Origin of the sequence: Sphingomonas sp. TDK1 (assembly GCF_001650735.1) — a bacterium.
GTDB lineage: Bacteria > Pseudomonadota > Alphaproteobacteria > Sphingomonadales > Sphingomonadaceae > Sphingomonas.
Genome location: NZ_LXVY01000033.1, coordinates 1 through 18,329, shown reverse-complemented (window position 1 = coordinate 18,329; position 18,329 = coordinate 1). Strand labels below are relative to the sequence as shown.

Genomic DNA, 18,329 nt, shown 5'->3' with positions numbered 1-18,329 from the left:
CGGGCAGGACCATCGCTATCACATCCCAGCAAGACATGGCCGGTGCTCGATCATCGGGATCGCCACACCCCAATCGACAAGACTCACCATAGTCCCACTCCCCCCTGTCGCCGGCGTCCAAGCGGCTAAAGCGCCGCCTTTAGATAAGGCGCGGTCAGGCTGCCTTGCGCTTCGGCAACATCGTGAGGGACGCCGCTCGCGATGATCCGGCCACCATCTTCGCCAGCGCCAGGCCCCAGATCGATCACCCAATCCACCTGTGAAATAGCTCGCATGTCATGCTCGACGACGACGACCGTATTGCCGACATCGACAAGGCCCTGCAGGTGCCGCATCAGCCGATCAGCGTCGGAAGGGTGAAGCCCCGAAGTCGGCTCGTCGAGGATGTAGATGGTGTTGCCACGCTGGGCGCGTTGCAGCTCGGTCGCGAGCTTGATGCGCTGGGCCTCGCCGCCCGACAGTTCCGTCGCCGGCTGTCCAAGCCTCAGATAGCCGAGGCCAATCTCCCGCAGCACATCGAGCGAGCGCATGACGGACGGTTCGCTCGCGAAGAAGTCGCACGCCTCGTCCACCGTCAGCTCAAGCACCTGGGCGATGTTGCGGCCGTTCCATTCGACTTCGAGCGTCTGCGGATTGTAGCGGCTGCCATGGCAGGTCGAGCAGGGCGCATAGACGCTGGGCAGGAACAACAGCTCCACCATGACGAAGCCCTCACCCTCGCACACCGGGCAGCGGCCCTGTGCGACGTTGAAGGAGAACCTGCCCGGGCTGTAGTGGCGCCGGCGCGCCAGTGGGGTGTTCGCGAAGATCTTGCGCACATGATCGAACAGGCCGCTGTAGGTGGAGAGGTTCGAGCGTGGAGTGCGGCCGATCGGCTTCTGATCGACCCGCACCAGCCTGCGCACATGCTCCATGCCCGCAACGATGCGGCCTTCGGTCTCTTCCCGCGCAACATCGAGCAGCGGATCGGTATCCTCCTCCTCGGCAGCCGGCGTGCCGCCGAGTTGTTCCGTCACAAGCTCCGGAAGTGCCTGGCTGACAAGACTGGACTTGCCCGATCCTGAAACCCCGGTGACGGCGGTGAAGCAGCCAATCGGTAGCGCGACGTCGAGCCCGTGAAGATTGTTGCGGGTCACACCTTCAAGACGGAGCCATGCTTTTGCTTCGCGCGGGGTCCGGTCATGGGCGTCAGGTTCTGCGAACAGATAGCGACGGGTGATCGACGCCTCGACGCCGGCAAGCCCTGCGATCGGGCCGCTGTAGAGCACTTCGCCGCCCTTTTCGCCGGCACCTGGCCCCACATCGACCAGCCATTCGGCATGGCGGATCACGTCAAGATCATGCTCGACAACGAACAGCGAGTTGCCCGCCGCCTTCAGCCGCTCAAGGATGGTCAGCAACGCTTCGCCGTCTGCCGGGTGCAGCCCCGCCGATGGCTCGTCCAGCACATAGACCACGCCGAAAAGCTGTGACGACAATTGAGTGGCAAGGCGCAGGCGTTGCAGCTCGCCGGAGGAAAGCGTCGGCGTGCTGCGGTCGAGCGAGATGTAGCCAAGGCCAAGGTCGATCAGCGGGCCTAGCCGTTCGAGCAGCTCGGATGCGAGACGCTGCGCGGCGACCCGCTTCTCATCGGAAAGATTGGGCGTGCGGCGCACGTCAGGCGCTGCCTTGTGTGCCGAGCCTCCCGCCGCGACCCTACGTTCAACCGCCGCATCGCGGGCCGCCTTGCCGAGAACATGGCCCTTCAGGGTCGTCGAGGCGCTACCATACTCGCCATGGGCGACGGGCGTGAGCAAGTCCCGGAGCTTCAGCACCGTCAGGTCGCCAAACTCGGCGATGTCCAGGCCGGCAAACTTCACCGACAGGGCCTCGCGCTTCAGGCGCTTGCCGTCGCAGGTCGGGCAATCGCGGCCGATGATATATTGCGAGACACGCTTCTTCATCAGCGCGCTTTTGGTGTTGGCGAAGGTCTCCAGCACGTAGCGACGGGCGCCGGTGAAGGTGCCCTGATAGCTCGGCTCCATACGACGCTTGAGGGCAACGCGCGTCTGTTCGGGCGTCAGACCCGCATAGACCGGCACCGTCGGCGTCTCGTCGGTGAAGAGTATCCAGTCACGATCCTTCTTCGGAAGATCGCGCCATGGCGTGTCGACATCATAGCCGAGCGACACAAGGATATCGCGCAGGTTCTGGCCGTGCCACGCCGGCGGCCATGCCGCGATCGCCCGATCGCGAATGGTGAGACTGTCGTCGGGCACCATCGTCTCTTCGGTCGCGTCATAGACGCGCCCGATGCCGTGGCAGGTCGGGCAGGCCCCGGCCACGGTGTTGGGGGAGAAGTCCTCCGCATAGAGCATCGGCTGATTGCGCGGATATTCTCCGACGCGCGAATAGAGCATCCGCACCAGGCTGGAGAGCGTCGTCACGCTGCCAACCGAAGACCGCGCATTGGCCGAGCCGCGCTGCTGCTGCAACGCGACCGCGGGCGGCAACCCGTCGATGGCGTCAACCTCCGGCACGCCGGCCTGATCGATCAGGCGGCGGGCGTAGGGCGCGACCGATTCCAGATAGCGGCGCTGTGCCTCGGCATAGAGGGTGCCGAAGGCGAGGCTCGACTTGCCCGATCCCGATATGCCGGTGAACACCACGAAGGCATCGCGCGGAACGTCCACATCAACATTCTTGAGGTTGTTCTGCCGCGCGCCGCGCACTTGTACGAAGCCGGATCGCGGCGCGCGTTCCTTGCCGGGGGTGGTTTGAGGCTCCTGATCCTTGCTCATTCGGTCACTTTCACCCGGCGCGTCACAGATAAATGAACTGACGGTAGAGGCCGTCCAGCTCGCCCCGGATCGTCTCGGCCCGATCCTCTTGGCCGTGATCCACCGCCGCGAGCAGCGCCTGTTCCTTCTCCGTGATCCGGTCGCAAAGCTCGTACAGGTTCTCGCAGAAGGCTTCCGAATGGACCGACGGCTCTTGCCCGTAGGGCTGCGCCGACGCCAGGCCGCGAACCGACGAGAGCGGTGTGACGTCGTTCTCCTCGTTGAAGGCGATCTGGCGCTGTCGCCGGCTCTCGGTCTCATCGATCGCGGCCCGCATCGCCGGCGTCACCATATCGGCGTAGAGGACAGCGGTGCCGTTCACATTGCGCGCGACGCGGCCGATCATCTGGATCAGCGCCTGGGCCGAGCGCAGGAAGCCCGCGCGGTCTGCATCGAAGATCGCAATCAGCGACGCTTCTGGGATGTCGAGCCCTTCGCGCAGCAAACTGATCCCGATCAGCACGTCGAACTCGCCCACGCGCAGGCCCTCGATGATCGCGACCCTATCCTCGACCTTGATGTCAGAGTGCATGTAACGCGCGCGAATGCCTTCGCTTTCGAGGAAAGCGTGCAGCTCCTCGGTCGCAACCTTGGTCAGCGTCGTAACCAGCACGCGCTCATCGCGCTGCGTGCGCTGCGCGATCTCGCGTAGCAAATCGTCACGCGCGCCTTGGGACGGGCGGACTTCCACCTTCGGATCGAGCAGGCCGGTCGGCCGCACGATCTGTTCAACCACCCTGCCTTGCGAGGCCTTTACCTCATAAGCGCCGGGGGTGGCGGACACGAAGATCGTCTGCGGCTTGACCTGTTCGAACTCGTGGAAGCTCAGGGGGTGGCTGTCCTTCGAAGACGGCAGGCGGAAGCCATAATCGATCAGCGTATCCTTGCGGGCCTGGTCGCCCCGGAACATCGCCGAGATCTGTGGGATCATCACATGCGATTCGTCGACGAACAGCAGCCCGTCCTTGGGCAGATAGTCGAGCAGGGTTATGGGCGGGAGCGCAGGGTCACGACCGCTCAGATAGCAGGCGTAATTTTCCATGCCCGAGCAATATCCGACCTCGCGCAACATCTCGGCATCGTTGGTGATGCGATCATAGAGGCGCGCCGCTTCCGTCAGGCGGTTTTCGCTGGTCAGCCGTTCGACCTGCGTTTCCAACTCTTCGAGGATCGCCGTGGCGGCCTTGCGGGCCTGATCTGCGGTCGCCGCCAGAACAGTCTTGGGCGAGACAAGATAGTGATCGGCGCTTTCCATCGGCTTGCCGGTCGCCGCATCGAACCATTGGAGCGACGCGATCACGCCGTTTGCCAAACCGACGCGCAGCGCCTTATATTCCGAATCCGCCGGGTAAATCTCAACAGCGTCGCCATCAGCGCGATAAGTGCCGCGCTTCAGCTTATGCTCGGCCCGATCATATTGCAAGCGCGCCAGGCTGCGGAAAAGCTCTTCCTGTCCCAACCGCGCGCCCTCGGTCAGCGGAACCTGGAGCGCGCGATAATTGTCGGGATCGCCCATGCCGTAGATCGACGATACCGAGGCGACGACGATCGTATCGCGGCGCTCGATCAGCGATTTTGTCGTCGACAGGCGCAACCGTTCCAGATGCTCGTTGATCGAGGAATCCTTCGGAATGAACTCATCGCGGCCCGGCAGATACACTTCCGGTTGGAAATAGTCGTAATAGGAGACGAAATACTCCACGGCGTTTTCAGGGAAAAATCGCCGCATCTCGTCATAGAGCTGCGATGTCAGCGTCTTGTTGGGGGCAAGGATCAAGGTGGGGCGCTTCAGACGATGGATGATGTTCGCCATCGTGAAGGTCTTGCCCGAGCCCGTGATGCCCTTGAGGGTCTGGTGATGTGCCCCCTCTTCGACGCCGGCGATCAGGCGCGCGATCGCTTCGGGCTGATCGCCTGCCGGCGTGTATTGCGAGTGCAGTATGAAAACATCGGTCGACACTGGAAATCCTCCTGCCGGTTTCGCCCCCGGCGCGCGCTAGACGCACGGAGGCGATAAAGGGATCATATCTGCTTTTTTGCGGGCGGCGGTCCATGGTCGCTGTGCGCGTTCCTGATCTGTCGAACGGTCCACCAGACACCAAGGACGGCAAGGGGAACCAGAGCGGCGATCACCAGCTCGGGCGCCACCATGTCGTGAATCCCCGGTATGCCCTTGATGAGATAGGAGAGCAGGCCGATCACATAATAGGAGATCGCCGCGACAGACAGGCCTTCCACGGTCTGTTGAAGCTGCAATTGCAGCTTCGCCCGATTGTCCATCGAGGCCAGCAGATCGCTGTTCTGGCGTTCGAGTTGCACATCGATCCACGACCGCAGCAGCGTGGTCGCGCGCGCCAGCTTGTCGGAGAGATTGGCTTGCCGTTCCTCGATCACGCGACAGGTCCGCATGGCGGGCGCGATCCTGCGATGGAGGAAGTTGCGCCAGCGATAGCAGCCCGGGACGAAGGTTTCGCCGAGCGCTGCAAGCCGCTCCTCGACGATTTCATAATAGGCACGGCTCGCACCGAAGCGGTAGAGGCTGGACGCCGTGTCCGCCTCCAGCTCGGCCGAAAGGTCGGTCAGCCGGGAAAGTAGCCCCTCGCTGTCGCGGCGTGCAGATTTGCGCATCTCGTTGGTGATGGCGGCAAGGCGCTTCTCTATGCTGCGCAGATGCGGCCCCAGCGATTGGGTCAGTGGGATGCCGAGCAGGGCCAGCGTCCGATAGGTCTCGATTTCGAGGAGCCGCTGTGCCAGCGCGCCAAGCCGGATCGGCGTCAAACCGCGATCGAGGATGAGGATGCGGGTTAGCCCATCGGCGTCCTGACGGAAATCGGTGACGATATCGGCCATGCCATCCTCGACGAGCGAATGACACCGGCTGATCGGGTCGAAGCGATCGATATAGGTCGCGGTCTCTTCGGTCCACGTAACAACGTCCAGGCGGACGCCGCAAATGACCGGCCCGGGCGGCGTAAAGCCGTGCTTGAACGGATCTTCACCCGCCAGCTCCCCGGTGCCCGGATCGAGGGGCGCACTCCACAAGTAGGTCGAGAACTCGGTGTGCTTCTCACAGTGCAATTTACCCTGATCCCAGGTCAGGCCATGAAGAGGTGTGTCCTGATCCGGCAGCGGGGCGCCCATCCGGCTCGATATTTCCGCGAGGGTCGCCTTGTCCTTCGTCAGATTGCCCTCGTTCATGAAGGCGAGCTGCACCAGGGCACGCGGCGCATCTATCAGCAAATAAGGGCGCGCATGAACCTCGTCGATGGCAACCCGCCTATTCTCATAGGTGGGCATTCCATAGACAGTTGAACCGCTGTTCTCGGCGCTGCCCTCTTCACTCAATCGCCTTCCCTCCCCTTGTCATGGTCCTGCCCGGCATCGTGCTGAGCGAGATCGCTGTAAGTAATCAGACGCGAGCCACGATATCCTATGCCGTGGGTCCACATCCAGCTTAGTGCAACACTCATCCGATTTTGCGTCCCGATCAGGAAGTAGATGTGGATCAGTTTCCACATCCACCACGCCAGAACACCGCGCAATTTGAACCCGCCCATATCGACGACCGCAAGGCTGCGGCCGATCGTCGCCAGATTGCCTTGATGCCGGTAACGGAACGGTTCCGAAGCATTCTGCCCCTTAAAGCGCTGGCGGATCAGCCGGGCCACATATTGTCCGGCCTGCTTTGCAGCCGGCGCGAGACCGGGCACCGGCTTGCCGTCATACCCGTTCGAGGCTGCGGTATCGCCGATCACGAAAATGTCGGGGTGTCCTGGCACTGTCAGGTCCGGCCCGACGACCACGCGGCCCGCGCGATCGGCTTCAGCGTTCAGCCAGCGCGCGGCGGGCGAGGCCTGAACGCCTGCTGCCCACAAAATCGTTTCAGCGGGAATAGGCACACCGTCGACCACGACCCCATGCTCGGAACATTCCGTGACCGGCTTGCCGAGCTTGATTTCGACACCGAGCTTTTCAAGCGCCTGAGCGGTATAGGCCGACAGATCTTCCGGGAAGACCTGCAGGAGCCGCTGCCCGGCTTCGACCAGCACCACCCGCGTCGCGCGCGGATCGATCGACCGGAAATCGCGCACCAGTGTCAGACGGGCAAGCTCCGCGATCGTGCCGGCCAGTTCGACGCCGGTAGGCCCGCCGCCGATGATAACGAAGGTCTGCAAGGCCGCACGGCGCGCGGGATCGCTCTCGCGCTCGGCTTCTTCGAACGCGACGAGAAGGCGCCGGCGAATGGTGGTCGCATCTTCGAGCGATTTGAGGCCCGGAGCATAAGGCTCCCATTGGTCATGCCCGAAATAGGAATGCCGCGCGCCCGTCGCGATGACGAGTGTGTCATAGCCAAGCGTCGAGCCGTCTTCGAGAACGACGCGCCGGTTGCCCGTGTCCACGCCTTCGACCTCACCGAGCAGAGTCCGAACGTCCTTGCGCTTGGCGAAGAGCGAGCGGATCGGCCAGGCGATCTCCGATGGCGACAGCGACGCGCCCGCGACCTGATAGAGCAGCGGCTGAAAAAGATGGTGGTTGCGGCGATCGACAAGGGTGATGTCAACGCCGCTCCCCGCGAGCCGCTGGACGGTTTCGAGGCCGCCGAAGCCCGCGCCCACGACCACCACGCGATGGCGACCGGAGGCGGGGTCATTGCTGGACGCGATTTCGCGCATGGCCGAGGATGCCGCCGCGCTCATTGGAACAGCGCCTTGGCATGATGGCCGATATGCTCGCCGATGAAGCTAGCGATGAAATAATAGCTGTGATCGTAGCCGGGTCGCAGGTTGAGGATCAGCGGGTGCCCCGCAGCCTCGCAGGCCGCCTTCAGCAGATCCGGGCGCAGCTCGCGATCCAGAAACTCATCATCCATGCCCTGATCGACGAGCAACGGCAGGCGCTCGCTGGCGGACTTGATGAGTTCGATGGTGTCGTAATGCTTCCACCCGGCGCGATCGTCTCCGAGATAGGCCGTCAGAGCGCGCTCGCCCCAAGGCACCTGGCTCGGCGCGACGATCGGCGAAAAGGCCGATACGCTGCGATAGCGCCCCGGATTGCGCAGAGCGGCAACGAGTGCGCCGTGCCCGCCCATCGAATGACCGGCAATCGCCCGGCGATCATCGGCCGGAAATGTGGCTTCGATCAGCGCCGGCAATTCCTCGACGACATAATCGTACATGCGGTAGTGGGCAGCCCAAGGTTCCTCAGTCGCGTTGACGTAGAAGCCGGCGCCCTGTCCCAGATCATAGCTGGGATCGTCGGCCACGCCTTCGCCTCGCGGGCTCGTGTCCGGCGCGACGAGGATGATCCCGTGCTCGGCAGCGAAACGCTGCGCGACAGCCTTCGTAATGAAATTCTGTTCGGTGCAAGTCAGGCCGGACAGCCAATACAGCACCGGCACGCGACCGTCCTTCACCTGGGGAGGCAGATAGACGCCGACCTTCATCGGGCAACCCAGGCTGATCGAGTCATGCTGATAGACGTCCTGCCAACCGCCGAAGCTGGCGTGATGTTCGACACGTTCCATTTTTGTTTCCTTGCTTCGACGGTTGGTGGACGGTGTGGTGATAGGCGCCCTTTTCCTGGCTGTGGTGCGGGGGGAAGCGCCGGCGCCTGTTCCAGCGCCGGCGACAGCCAGTCATAGGGTTGCCGGTATCGCCCTCACCTTCCGGCTTTAGATGAAGGTGTACGAGCAGACCTTGTTGCCCGCCGGATCGCGCAGATAGGCCGCATAGGCACCCGGCAGGTGGCCCCGCGGGCCGGGCTGGCCCTCGTCGGTGCCACCAGCGGCGAGGCCGGCCGCGTGGAAAGCGTCCACTTCGGCGGGCGTCGCGGCGGCGAAGCCGACCGTCACGCCGTTGCTGGAGGGCGCTTCGCCATTGCCGGGACGGGCAATGATGAAAGCAGGCTTTTCGCGGCCGTAGAGCACCCAACCATTGCCGAAGGGGCCGAGGTTCTTGACGCCCAGGGCGCCCAGAGCGGCGTCGTAGAACGCTGCCGACTGCTCGACATCGGCCGCGCCGATGAAGACGTGCGAGAACACGCCGTTGCCGGAGATAACGGGATCAGCCATGATATTCTTCCTTGAGGTTAACTATTGAAATTGAAGGTTAGAGTTGAGGGATCAGTAGTGGATCACGGTGCGGATCGACTTGCCTTCGTGCATCAGATCGAAGGCTTCGTTGATCTCATCGAGACCCATGGTGTGGGTGACGAAGGGCGCCAGATCGATTTCACCCTTCATGGCGTCCTCGACCATGCCGGGAAGCTGGGTCCGTCCCTTGACACCGCCAAAGGCCGACCCCTTCCAGACCCGGCCCGTGACGAGCTGGAACGGACGGGTGGAGATTTCCTGGCCCGCGCCAGCGACGCCGATGACGATCGACTGGCCCCAGCCACGATGCGCGGATTCCAGCGCGGCCCGCATGACATGGACGTTACCGATGCACTCGAACGTGTGGTCGATGCCCCACCCGGTCATCTCGATCAGCACTTGCTGGATCGGCTTGTCATAGTCCTTGGGGTTGATGCAGTCGGTCGCGCCGAACTGACGCGCCAGCTCGAACTTCGTCGGGTTGGTGTCGATCGCGATGATGCGTCCTGCCTTGGCCTGACGCGCGCCCTGGATCGCGGCGAGACCGATGCCGCCCAGACCGAACACGGCAACCGAGTCACCCGGCTGCACCTTGGCGGTGTTGTGGACCGCGCCGATGCCGGTGGTGACGCCGCAGCCCAGAAGGCAGACATGCTCGGGGTTCGCTTCGGGGTTGATCTTGGCGAGCGAGACTTCGGCGACGACGGTGTATTCGCTGAACGTCGAGCAGCCCATATAGTGATAGAGGGGCTGGCCGTTGTAGGAGAAGCGCGTGGTGCCGTCGGGCATCAGGCCCTTGCCCTGCGTTTCGCGAACCGCGACGCACAGGTTGGTCTTGCCGGACAGGCAGAACTCGCACTTGCCGCACTCGGCGGTGTAGAGCGGAATGACGTGATCGCCCGGCTTGACGCTGGTGACGCCCTCGCCGACCTCGACGACGATGCCCGCGCCCTCATGGCCGAGAACGACCGGGAAAATGCCCTCCGGATCGTTGCCGGACAGCGTGAAAGCGTCGGTGTGGCATACCCCGGTATGCGTGACTTTGATGAGCACTTCACCTTTCTGGGGCGGTGCGACATCGATCTCGACGATTTCGAGCGGCTTGCCTGCCTCGAAGGCTACGGCGGCGCGAGATTTCATGTTTGGATCTCCCTCTTTTCTAGAACCGGACCGCCGGTTGCGAGTCCCCGTTTCGATATCTCGATTCGGAGCCAAGCATACTGGCTGGGAGTATGTATAAGATACTCCTAGCCAGTATGCAAGAGGGATAATGTCTGAGGGTGGTGAAAGCGCCCGACAGGGCGTTACGGCTTCGGAAAAGCGCAGCGCCATGGCTGATGCTGCGTTCCAGAAGGGGGCGGCTTGCCGATCCGGGGGGGTGTTAGATCGACAAGCCGGAAGGGGGTGTGCGTGCGGCAAGCAGTCCGCCCCCAACGGCTCAGAATGCCCCCCGACATGACCGGGGGGCATTCCGGGTTAGATGGTCAGGCCGCCACAGAGCCGTGCGGATCGATGACGTACTTGAACGCCGATCCGTCATCGAACTCCTTGTAGGCCGCCGGCGCGTCCTCCAGCTTGATGATCTTCGTGTTCATCATCGGAGTCAGATAGGGCATCCGATCGTTCAGGATGGCCCGCATGAGGGCGTGGTTGTAATTGGCCGTCGGCGACTGGCCTGCCGACATCCGCGGCGACTTGATCCAGCCACTGGCCCAATCGACTTCCATGCTGCCCTTCTTGTTGTCCCGATTCTTGGAGATCGGATTGGGGCAATATACGCCGACCGTGCTGGTCATCCCGCCGAAGCGGACATATTTCAGCAGGGCGTTGGTGACGGCGTTCTCGACGATCTGGTCGGACTCCGCCCCGAACCCGCGACAGTCGAGGCCCACATAGTCGATGACGCGATCGGCCTCGCGCTTGCCGGTGATCCGCTCCAGATGATCTTCGATCGGAATGCCGTCCGACAGGTTGATGGTCTCGACGCCGTGCGGCTTGAGCAGATCGAGCCGCTCCTGAATGAAGTCGGCGACGATGATGGCGCCGGCACCGAGGAGCTTCGCACAGGCGGCGCCCGCGCGGCCGACAGGCCCCGCGCCGAAGATCAGCACATTCTCGCCGACGATATAGGCCGGTTGCGCCGGCCAGTCGGGAGCGGCGAACCCGTGGAACGCGGTCGGCAACACGTCCGAAAGGAGCGTCAGATCACGGATCTTCGCCATGGCCGCGTCCTTGTCGGGGAAAGCCAGCAGATTGAAGTCTGCATAGGGCACGAACAGGTAATCCCCCTGCCCCCCGGTCCATCCACCCAGGTTAAAGCCATAGGCGCCGCAGTCGACTTCGGGGTTGGTGTGCTCGCACACGTCCGAGCGCATGTGCTTGCAGTTGTAGCAGCGTCCGCAGCCGACGTTAAAGGGAACGGACACGATATCGCCGACCTTGATATATTCGACGTCGGAGCCGACCTCGATCACCTCGCCGGTCATTTCGTGGCCCATCGTCATCCCCTTGGGGACTTCAAACGAACCTCGGTAGATGTGAAGGTCGCTGCCGCAGATGTTCGTGGTGACGATCTTGAGAATGGCGCCGTGGGGAGCTTTTTTGCCCTGTGGAGTAATCAGCTCCGGGAATTTGAAGGTGTTGACCTTCATTTCCATCGGTTTCTCGAAGGTTACGATCCGGTTGCCTGTAGCCATCAGATATCTCCTGCGTTTTTTCACGCCCCCCCAAGTATTGACGAGAGTAGGACTTGACACGGATCAACATGCCGCACCGAATTAATTCAGCGCAGCATAGTAGTGTCGTTGCCAGTCTCATCATTACCGTCTTGGCAGAATGGCGGCGCTTCTCCTTCGGAGCAAACTCGAAGATTCTATCCCAAGATCGGAAATTCCTATGACCAAGCTACAGGAGAATGACTGCCGCAATGCAACAAGATGATATATCATATTCCATTGCAGCAAGCATAATGTTTCTGGAAGACAAGGCGCAGTTGAAGTCTATCAGGGTGACGCCCTATGCGCCCGTTCTCTGGACTTGAGTTGTGTTGGCGCAATGGTGCCGGTCTCTCTATCATCCTCTGACAGAAAGGAGTTCTTATGAAACGCGCTATTGTAACAGGAGGATCGGGGCTAATCGGTCAGGCTATATGTTCCGCCTTATTGGATGAAGGTTGGGAGGTGGCATCCTTCGATTTGAAGGAAGGAGCGATCGGTCAACAGATCCATTGCGATCTTGCCAGCGAAGAGTCCGTAGCCGAGGCTTTTCGTGCCCTTGGCTGGGATCGACTGGACTTGCTCGTCAACAATGGTGGGCTTGTTTACGACACATTCATGCAGCTCGGTGACACCTCGCTCGACCAGTGGAACAGCACCATTGGCAGCCATCTGACCGGGGCCTTTCTGATGTCGCGAGCGGCATTGCCCCTGCTCACCGATGGCAGTTCGATTGTCATGATGGCTTCCACCCGCGCGTTGATGTCCCAAGGCATCGACTTTGCCTATGCCGCTGCGAAAGGTGGCATGGTGGCACTCGCGCAGGCGCTGGCGGTGCAACTTGGCGCCAAAATCCGGGTCAATACAATCGCACCTGGTTGGATCACCAATGACACGAATCTGCGCGCCGAGGACGAGGCGCAGCATCCGGTTGGCCGGGTCGGTCGCCCCCAGGACATTGCCGAGGCCGTGCTATATCTGGCGTCCGCCGGCTTTGTTACCGGGCAAACGCTTGTGGTCGACGGCGGGATGACCAAGAAAATGATCTACGTCGAATAGTGGGTCGCGCGACCGTTCATGCTGCGATAGCACGGCATGAACGGTCAGCCCCCTTCGGGTTGGAACTGGCGGTACAGGTCCAGAGCGGCCTCTATCGAGGCCATTGTCTCGGGTGCGCGGACTATTTCGAACAGCGCGGCTGTGGGTGTCGATTTCACCCCATTTCTGGGCATGGCCAATCCAACAGCGGCATCTGCGCCCTCACCTGCGACTTCAACCGCCCGAATGTCGGAAATCCGAGCAAAATAGGTTGCGAGAGATTGCGGAAGGACGGTGGCATATCGCCCACTTGCGATATGGGCAGCGAGAACATCGACATTGTTGGTCCTGATCGACTTTGCGGCACGGTGCCCGAGTCTAGAACGCGCGGCTTTGGGTAGCGCGCAGTCCAAGATGCACAAAGGCAGCTCGGCGACATGATCCCATGAAACCTGTCGCGGGAGCGGGTCGCCGGATGCCTGGAAAACGACGATCCGCTCCCGGTAGAGAAGGTGCGTGTCAAAGTCCTCCTCAGATATGTCTTCGAGATAGACCAGCGCCATGTCCATTTCATGCGTCAGCAAGGCTTTGGTCAGCGACGAGGTTTGCGCTGTGCAAATGCACTGTTCGAGGAGCGGCATCCTTTCAGCGAGGGCAAGGCTGAGGATCGATGCCATGATCGACGTGGCCGACAGCACGCCCAGGCGAATTTGACCTTCCAGCCCACGTTTCTGGGCCGAAAGGTCGCGCTCCAGCCCCTCGCAGTTGCTCTCGATCTTCTTCGCCCAGGCCAGCACAGTCTCACCTTCCGATGTGAGTCCGTCATAACGCCGGCCATGCCGCACGATCTCCACACCCAAGTCCTGTTCGAGCTGCTTGATGCCGGCGGAAAGCGTGGGCTGCGACACGTTGCAGCTCTTGGCTGCCCTACCGAAATGGCCTTCCTGATCGAGCGCAATCAGATATCCGAAATTCTTGACGATCATAACGTGTTCTCATCCAGTTGCGATTTTCCAGTGGAACCACAAATTGCAGTCCCGCAATCAAGTTATGATGCCGGTGGCACGCGAAGCTGAATGAAAATACCAAAGCATGGAACTGGAAAAATGTAGATACGCCGCTTAGGGCGATCTATGAAAATACCAACCCATAAGTCGTACCACGCGAAAATTGGGCGCACCGTCATTATATTGCCGATCGGTAAAAAATTGTTCTTATAAATCTATATACAGGTACTGCGGTTTCTAAGACCTACTTAAGATAGGTTCGCAATATCCGCATTATACCCTCCATGTCGTCGTCGAATGGGCTGGCTCCATTTTCCCCATGCGCGCCGTTGGCGGGGCCGAAGGTCTCACGGAGATGGCCTTCCATCACTTCTGCCATCAACCCGTTGGTGGCGCCCCGCATCGCCACAATCTGTTGGAGCAAAGGGGCGCAATCCGTTCCGGCCTCGATCGCGCGTTCAAGCGCTTCCGCCTGCCCCTTGATGCGACGCAGGCGTGTTATGGCCCGCTTCTTCTCTTCTGGTGAATGTGGCATCGCGCTTTCCTGACTGTTGATATGCACATACTATACAGGGGGGGAGTTTCAACCCTATCCTGTGCCTTGCGCCGCGCTGACACCTCAAATTTCGGCCGAAGCGAGCCTGAACCTTCCCCTACGCCTCCAGAAACATCGAACGCCAGACCTGGGTTCCTACCCCCTTGATACTGGTGGGGAGTATGATATATTGCCAGCCCGATCGGATCGCTGCACCAAAGGAAATGGCGCGCGTCCGGCCCCCAAGCCCTGTGTTCGAATCGCAAAGCCTCTGCAGAGGACAATCGGACGAACATCGGCGGGACAAAACAGGGAGGAATGTTGGTGATTGAGAATCTCGATCCGGTAATCCTGGCCCGGGCGCAATTCGCGTTCACGGTCTCATTCCACTTCATCTTCCCGGCCTTCTCCATCGGCACGGCAAGCTATCTCATGGTGCTTGAAGGGTTGTGGTTGAAGACCGGCAGCGGTGTGTATGCGAACCTCTATCGCTACTGGCTCAAGATCTTCGCCGTCGCGTTCGGCATGGGTGTGGTCTCGGGCGTGGTGATGTCCTACCAGTTCGGGACGAACTGGTCGGTATTTTCGGCCAAGGCCGGTCCGGTCATCGGCCCGCTCATGGCCTATGAGGTTCTGACCGCGTTCTTCCTTGAAGCCGGTTTCCTTGGCGTGATGCTGTTCGGCATCAACAAGGTAGGCAGGGGCCCGCATTTTTTCGCGACCTGCATGGTCGCCGTCGGGACGCTCATCTCGGCGACCTGGATCATTTCCGTGAATAGCTGGATGCAGACGCCGGCAGGCTATGCGATCAATGCCAAGGGCCAGTTCGTGCCCGCAGGTTCGTGGCTTCCGATCATCTTCAACGCGAGCTTTCCCTATCGCCTCGTCCATACCGTCATCGGCGCCTACCTGACCACGGCAATGGTCGTCGGGGCCGTAGGAGCATGGCACCTTCTGCGCGACCGCGCGAATCCCGGCGCGCGCAAGATGTTCTCCATGGCGATGTGGATGGCGGCGCTTGTGGCGCCGATCCAGATTCTCGCGGGCGATCAGCACGGCCTCAACACGCTTGAGCATCAGCCGACAAAAGTTCTCGCGATGGAAGGTCATTATGAGGCCAGCCCCGAGGGCGCTTCGCTCATCCTTTTCGGCCTCCCGAGCAACAAGGATGCGGTGGTCCACGGCAAGATCGAAATCCCCTATCTGGGATCGCTGATCCTCAAGCACGATCCCAAAGCGCCCCTCCCCGGCCTCAACGACTTCCCGCGCGATCGCTGGCCGCCCACGCCGATCGTCTTCTGGTCGTTTCGGATCATGGTGGCGATGGGCCTCGCCATGCTTGGGTTGGGCCTCTGGAGCCTGCTCGCCCGCTGGCGCGGCAAGCTCTATGACTGGCGCTGGCTGCACCGCGCCGCTCTCGCGCTTGGTCCGTCAGGCTTTGTCGCGGTCATAGCAGGATGGGTGACGACGGAAGTAGGCCGACAGCCCTTCACCGTATACGGCCTGCTGCGAACCGCGGAGTCCCACTCCCCCCTGGCCGCTCCGGCTGTCGCGGCGTCCCTCGTCGCTTTCATCCTCGTCTATTTCGGCGCGTTCGGGGCCGGCACCTATTATTTGCTCCGGATGATGGCAAAGCCGCCCGCAGCCGGTGAACCGGAACCGTCCAAGGTGCCGCAACGCGCGGCGGGCATCACGCCGGCAAGCGGCGTCGTGGCATCAACCGGACGGGAGGCATGAACGTGGAGCACCTCGATCTCACCATAATCTGGGCCGGTATCATCGGCTTTGCTGTCTTCGCCTATGTCGTGATGGACGGGTTCGATCTGGGGATCGGCATCCTCTTTCCGAACCTTTCGGTCGGAGGAGAGCGCGATCAGGCAATGAACTCGATCGCGCCGGTCTGGGATGGCAATGAAACATGGCTCGTGCTGGGCGGAGGCGGTCTCTTCGCGGCCTTTCCTCTTGCCTACGCCATCATCCTTCCCGCGACCTACCCGCTCATCATCGCGATGTTGCTCGGTCTCGTGTTTCGCGGGGTCGCATTCGAGTTTCGCTGGCGAGATCCGCGCCATCGTCCCTTCTGGGATGTCGCCTTCAGCTTTGGGTCCGTTCTCGCGGCGTTCTCGCAGGGGATCACGCTGGGCGCGATCCTGCAAGGCGTGCGGGTCGAGGCCGATGCCTATGCAGGGGGATGGCTGGATTGGTTGAGCGCGTTCAGCCTCTTGACCGGCGCGGCAGTCGTGATCGGATATGCGCTTCTAGGCGCGGCCTGGCTGGTCTGGAAAACCGAAGGGCCGGGCCAGGAACGCGCCCGTCGACTGGCATTTTGGCTCGGCGGGGCGACGCTACTCGCGCTTTTCGCCGTCAGTGCGGCGACGCCGTTCCTGACCTATGACTATTGGCGACGCTGGTTTGCGATGCCCGGCGTGCTTCTCACCGCGCAGGTTCCTCTGCTGGTGGCGATCTGCGCTGCAACCTTCTTCTGGAGCCTGAAGCGCGGCGCGGAGCGCCTGCCCTTCATTATGGCGCTTGGCCTGTTCTTTCTCGGTTTCGTTGGGCTGGGGATCAGTATCTACCCCTATGTTGTTCCCCGCGCCGTCACGATCTGGGATGCAGCCGCTCCCCCGCAAAGCCAGCTCTTCATGCTGGCGGGTGCGGCCGTCATCATTCCGATCATTCTCGGCTATACCGCGTGGGCCTATTGGGTGTTCCGCGGTAAGGTCGGCACGCATGGGTATCATTGATGGACGAGCCTAAACCTCTCGGTCGACGGCTCGCCTGGATGGTCTTAATCTGGGCGGCCAGCGTTTTGGCGCTGGGGGCTGTCGCGCAGGTCATTCGCTTCATCCTCAAACCCTGACGGCAGCTCGTTTCGACGAGCTGCCGATGGAAATGCTGGCAAACAGGCGAAGGACATTCCACGGAATATGATCGTTCGATCGCAACCGAGCTTCCAAGATATCATTTTCACCGTGCATGGCTCGATCCTGCCGCGCATCGCACGGAGGCTGGCGGCGATCGCGGTCGTCAGTGTGATCGCCATCCTGGCCGCCCAAGCCCATCCCGGCATTTTCGCGCGGATTTCGACGATCCCTTTCACCCTGATCGGTATCGCGCTCTCGATCTTCATGAGCTTCCGCAACAATGCCTGCTATGCGCGATGGTGGGAGGGGCGGCAGCTTTGGGGCGAGCTAATTATCTCGGCCCGTTCGTTCGCGCGCGAGACATCGCTTCTCCCTGACGAGGATCGGCGCGCGTTGCTCCATAGCATATGTGGCTTTGCCTGCGGCCTCACCGCACGCCTTCGCGGCGAGGATGAAATCGCCGCCATTGCGCCGTGGGTCGATATCGGCCCGGCGACAAAGAGCCCGAACGTCACGAACCTCGTGCTCGATCGTATGGGGCGCAGGCTGCTCGAGCTAAAGCAGACTGGCGTCATTACGCCGATTCACTATGCCGTCGTGGCAGAAGACATGCGATCCTTCGGCAAGGTTCAGGGCGCTTGTGAGCGGATATCCACGACGCCCGTGCCGTTCGCCTATTCTCTGCTGCTCCATCGCACCGCACTTATCTTTTGCGTGATGCTTCCCTTCGCGCTCGCAGGATCACTCGACTGGTGGACGCTCCTGCCGGTGCTCCTCACCGCCTATACCTTTTTCGGCCTCGATGCGCTGGGTCACGAGCTGGAAGACCCGTTCGGCGTCGAGCCAAACTGTCTGCCGCTGTATGCGATGAAGCGGACAATCGAGCGGGATATGTTGTCGCTGCTTGGCGAAGAGGATCTACCCCCGCCACTGGAACCCCATAAATCTGTCCTGAGCTAAATTTGCACACTCCTTGATACTGGTAGGGAGTACCCTATATTCGGGTGCTGTGCTGGATAGTCGCGTGCTTGGCCCATGCGCCCCCGACTATCTGACCCCCAAGGTCAAAATCGAGGAGCTTGTGGCGATGGCAAATGGATGGGCACCCGATAGTGCGGTGCAGGACCAGATTGATGCAACGATCATGGACGCGGTTTTCGCCGCCCGATCGCGTCTGCCTTCCGGCGAGGGTAGCACCGACTGCGAGGTGTGCGGCGACGAAATCCCGGCGAAACGCCGCACGTAGAGGGAGCCACAAAGC

General features: G+C 61.6%; 15 protein-coding genes. 5 read left to right on the top strand and 10 right to left on the bottom strand.

Translation table 11 applies throughout. The annotated features are described in order from the left end of the window. Positions 1-125: 125 nt before the first annotated feature. The 8 genes from A7X12_RS26630 to A7X12_RS16690 form a co-directional block, all read right to left on the bottom strand. Positions 126-2,780, bottom strand: coding sequence for an excinuclease ABC subunit UvrA (locus A7X12_RS26630; protein ID WP_017980846.1), 2,655 nt, complete (start codon positions 2,778-2,780; stop codon positions 126-128). A 22-nt stretch (positions 2,781-2,802) separates the two neighbouring features. Next, entirely contained in the window at positions 2,803-4,779 is a 1,977-nt protein-coding gene (uvrB, locus tag A7X12_RS16720; RefSeq protein WP_017980845.1) for an excinuclease ABC subunit UvrB, read from the bottom strand. 62 nt (positions 4,780-4,841) lie between these two features. Next, positions 4,842-6,164, bottom strand: coding sequence for a DUF3422 family protein (locus A7X12_RS16715; RefSeq protein ID WP_021233328.1), 1,323 nt, complete (start codon positions 6,162-6,164; stop codon positions 4,842-4,844). After that, positions 6,161-7,516: an NAD(P)/FAD-dependent oxidoreductase gene (locus A7X12_RS16710; protein WP_017980843.1), complete on the bottom strand. Its 1,356-nt coding sequence runs from the start codon at positions 7,514-7,516 to the stop codon at positions 6,161-6,163. Before A7X12_RS16710 ends, A7X12_RS16715 begins: the two co-directional genes overlap by 4 nt. Beyond that, positions 7,513-8,343, bottom strand: a complete 831-nt coding sequence (fghA, locus tag A7X12_RS16705) for an S-formylglutathione hydrolase (protein WP_017980842.1) — start codon at positions 8,341-8,343, stop codon at positions 7,513-7,515. Before fghA ends, A7X12_RS16710 begins: the two co-directional genes overlap by 4 nt. A 147-nt stretch (positions 8,344-8,490) precedes the next feature. Next, complete coding sequence (locus A7X12_RS16700; RefSeq protein ID WP_017980841.1) at positions 8,491-8,889, bottom strand: VOC family protein; 399 nt, start codon at positions 8,887-8,889, stop codon at positions 8,491-8,493. Between the two features lie 51 nt (positions 8,890-8,940). Beyond that, a complete protein-coding gene (locus A7X12_RS16695) occupies positions 8,941-10,050 on the bottom strand; it encodes an S-(hydroxymethyl)glutathione dehydrogenase/class III alcohol dehydrogenase (protein ID WP_017980840.1) in 1,110 nt (369 codons plus the stop codon). Between the two features lie 344 nt (positions 10,051-10,394). Beyond that, the gene (locus A7X12_RS16690; RefSeq protein ID WP_020486678.1) at positions 10,395-11,606 is read right to left on the bottom strand and encodes a glutathione-independent formaldehyde dehydrogenase; all 1,212 of its coding nucleotides are present in this window, start codon (positions 11,604-11,606) and stop codon (positions 10,395-10,397) included. A gap of 402 nt (positions 11,607-12,008) precedes the next feature. Here A7X12_RS16690 and A7X12_RS16685 point away from each other — a divergent pair, with 402 nt between their 5' ends. Further along, positions 12,009-12,683: an SDR family NAD(P)-dependent oxidoreductase gene (locus tag A7X12_RS16685; RefSeq protein ID WP_024310570.1), complete on the top strand. Its 675-nt coding sequence runs from the start codon at positions 12,009-12,011 to the stop codon at positions 12,681-12,683. Between the two features lie 44 nt (positions 12,684-12,727). Here the strand turns inward: A7X12_RS16685 and A7X12_RS16680 are convergent, their stop codons facing one another. After that, complete coding sequence (locus tag A7X12_RS16680) at positions 12,728-13,648, bottom strand: LysR family transcriptional regulator (protein WP_017980837.1); 921 nt, start codon at positions 13,646-13,648, stop codon at positions 12,728-12,730. A 265-nt stretch (positions 13,649-13,913) separates the two neighbouring features. Then, positions 13,914-14,204 carry a metal/formaldehyde-sensitive transcriptional repressor gene (locus A7X12_RS16675; protein WP_017980836.1) on the bottom strand — a complete coding sequence of 97 codons (291 nt, stop codon included), beginning with the start codon at positions 14,202-14,204 and terminating at the stop codon, positions 13,914-13,916. 324 nt (positions 14,205-14,528) lie between these two features. Here A7X12_RS16675 and A7X12_RS16670 point away from each other — a divergent pair, with 324 nt between their 5' ends. From A7X12_RS16670 to A7X12_RS16660, 4 genes are all read left to right on the top strand, one after another. Next, the gene (locus A7X12_RS16670) at positions 14,529-15,941 is read left to right on the top strand and encodes a cytochrome ubiquinol oxidase subunit I (protein ID WP_169863546.1); all 1,413 of its coding nucleotides are present in this window, start codon (positions 14,529-14,531) and stop codon (positions 15,939-15,941) included. Further along, positions 15,938-16,948 carry a cytochrome d ubiquinol oxidase subunit II gene (gene cydB / locus A7X12_RS16665; protein WP_017980834.1) on the top strand — a complete coding sequence of 337 codons (1,011 nt, stop codon included), beginning with the start codon at positions 15,938-15,940 and terminating at the stop codon, positions 16,946-16,948. Before A7X12_RS16670 ends, cydB begins: the two co-directional genes overlap by 4 nt. Further along, positions 16,948-17,064 (top strand): DUF2474 domain-containing protein, encoded by a 117-nt coding sequence (locus tag A7X12_RS25205; RefSeq protein WP_017980833.1) that lies wholly within the window; start codon positions 16,948-16,950, stop codon positions 17,062-17,064. The genes cydB and A7X12_RS25205 overlap by 1 nt, the downstream gene beginning before the upstream one ends. 67 nt (positions 17,065-17,131) lie before the next feature. Continuing rightward, positions 17,132-18,028, top strand: a complete 897-nt coding sequence (locus A7X12_RS16660) for a bestrophin family protein (RefSeq protein WP_017980832.1) — start codon at positions 17,132-17,134, stop codon at positions 18,026-18,028. Positions 18,029-18,329 lie beyond the last annotated feature (301 nt).

Excerpts from the sequence above, each read along its gene's own strand:
- A7X12_RS16700 (WP_017980841.1), bottom strand. The coding sequence starts at position 8,889 with ATGGCTGATCCCGTTATCTCCGGCAACGGCGTGTTCTCGCACGTCTTC.
- cydB (WP_017980834.1), top strand. The coding sequence starts at position 15,938 with ATGAACGTGGAGCACCTCGATCTCACCATAATCTGGGCCGGTATCATC.
- A7X12_RS26630 (WP_017980846.1), bottom strand. The coding sequence starts at position 2,780 with ATGAGCAAGGATCAGGAGCCTCAAACCACCCCCGGCAAGGAACGCGCG.
- A7X12_RS25205 (WP_017980833.1), top strand. The coding sequence starts at position 16,948 with ATGGACGAGCCTAAACCTCTCGGTCGACGGCTCGCCTGGATGGTCTTA.
- A7X12_RS16675 (WP_017980836.1), bottom strand. The coding sequence starts at position 14,204 with ATGCCACATTCACCAGAAGAGAAGAAGCGGGCCATAACACGCCTGCGT.
- fghA (WP_017980842.1), bottom strand. The coding sequence starts at position 8,343 with ATGGAACGTGTCGAACATCACGCCAGCTTCGGCGGTTGGCAGGACGTC.
- A7X12_RS16695 (WP_017980840.1), bottom strand. The coding sequence starts at position 10,050 with ATGAAATCTCGCGCCGCCGTAGCCTTCGAGGCAGGCAAGCCGCTCGAA.
- A7X12_RS16680 (WP_017980837.1), bottom strand. The coding sequence starts at position 13,648 with ATGATCGTCAAGAATTTCGGATATCTGATTGCGCTCGATCAGGAAGGC.
- A7X12_RS16710 (WP_017980843.1), bottom strand. The coding sequence starts at position 7,516 with ATGAGCGCGGCGGCATCCTCGGCCATGCGCGAAATCGCGTCCAGCAAT.
- A7X12_RS16690 (WP_020486678.1), bottom strand. The coding sequence starts at position 11,606 with ATGGCTACAGGCAACCGGATCGTAACCTTCGAGAAACCGATGGAAATG.
- A7X12_RS16660 (WP_017980832.1), top strand. The coding sequence starts at position 17,132 with ATGATCGTTCGATCGCAACCGAGCTTCCAAGATATCATTTTCACCGTG.
- A7X12_RS16685 (WP_024310570.1), top strand. The coding sequence starts at position 12,009 with ATGAAACGCGCTATTGTAACAGGAGGATCGGGGCTAATCGGTCAGGCT.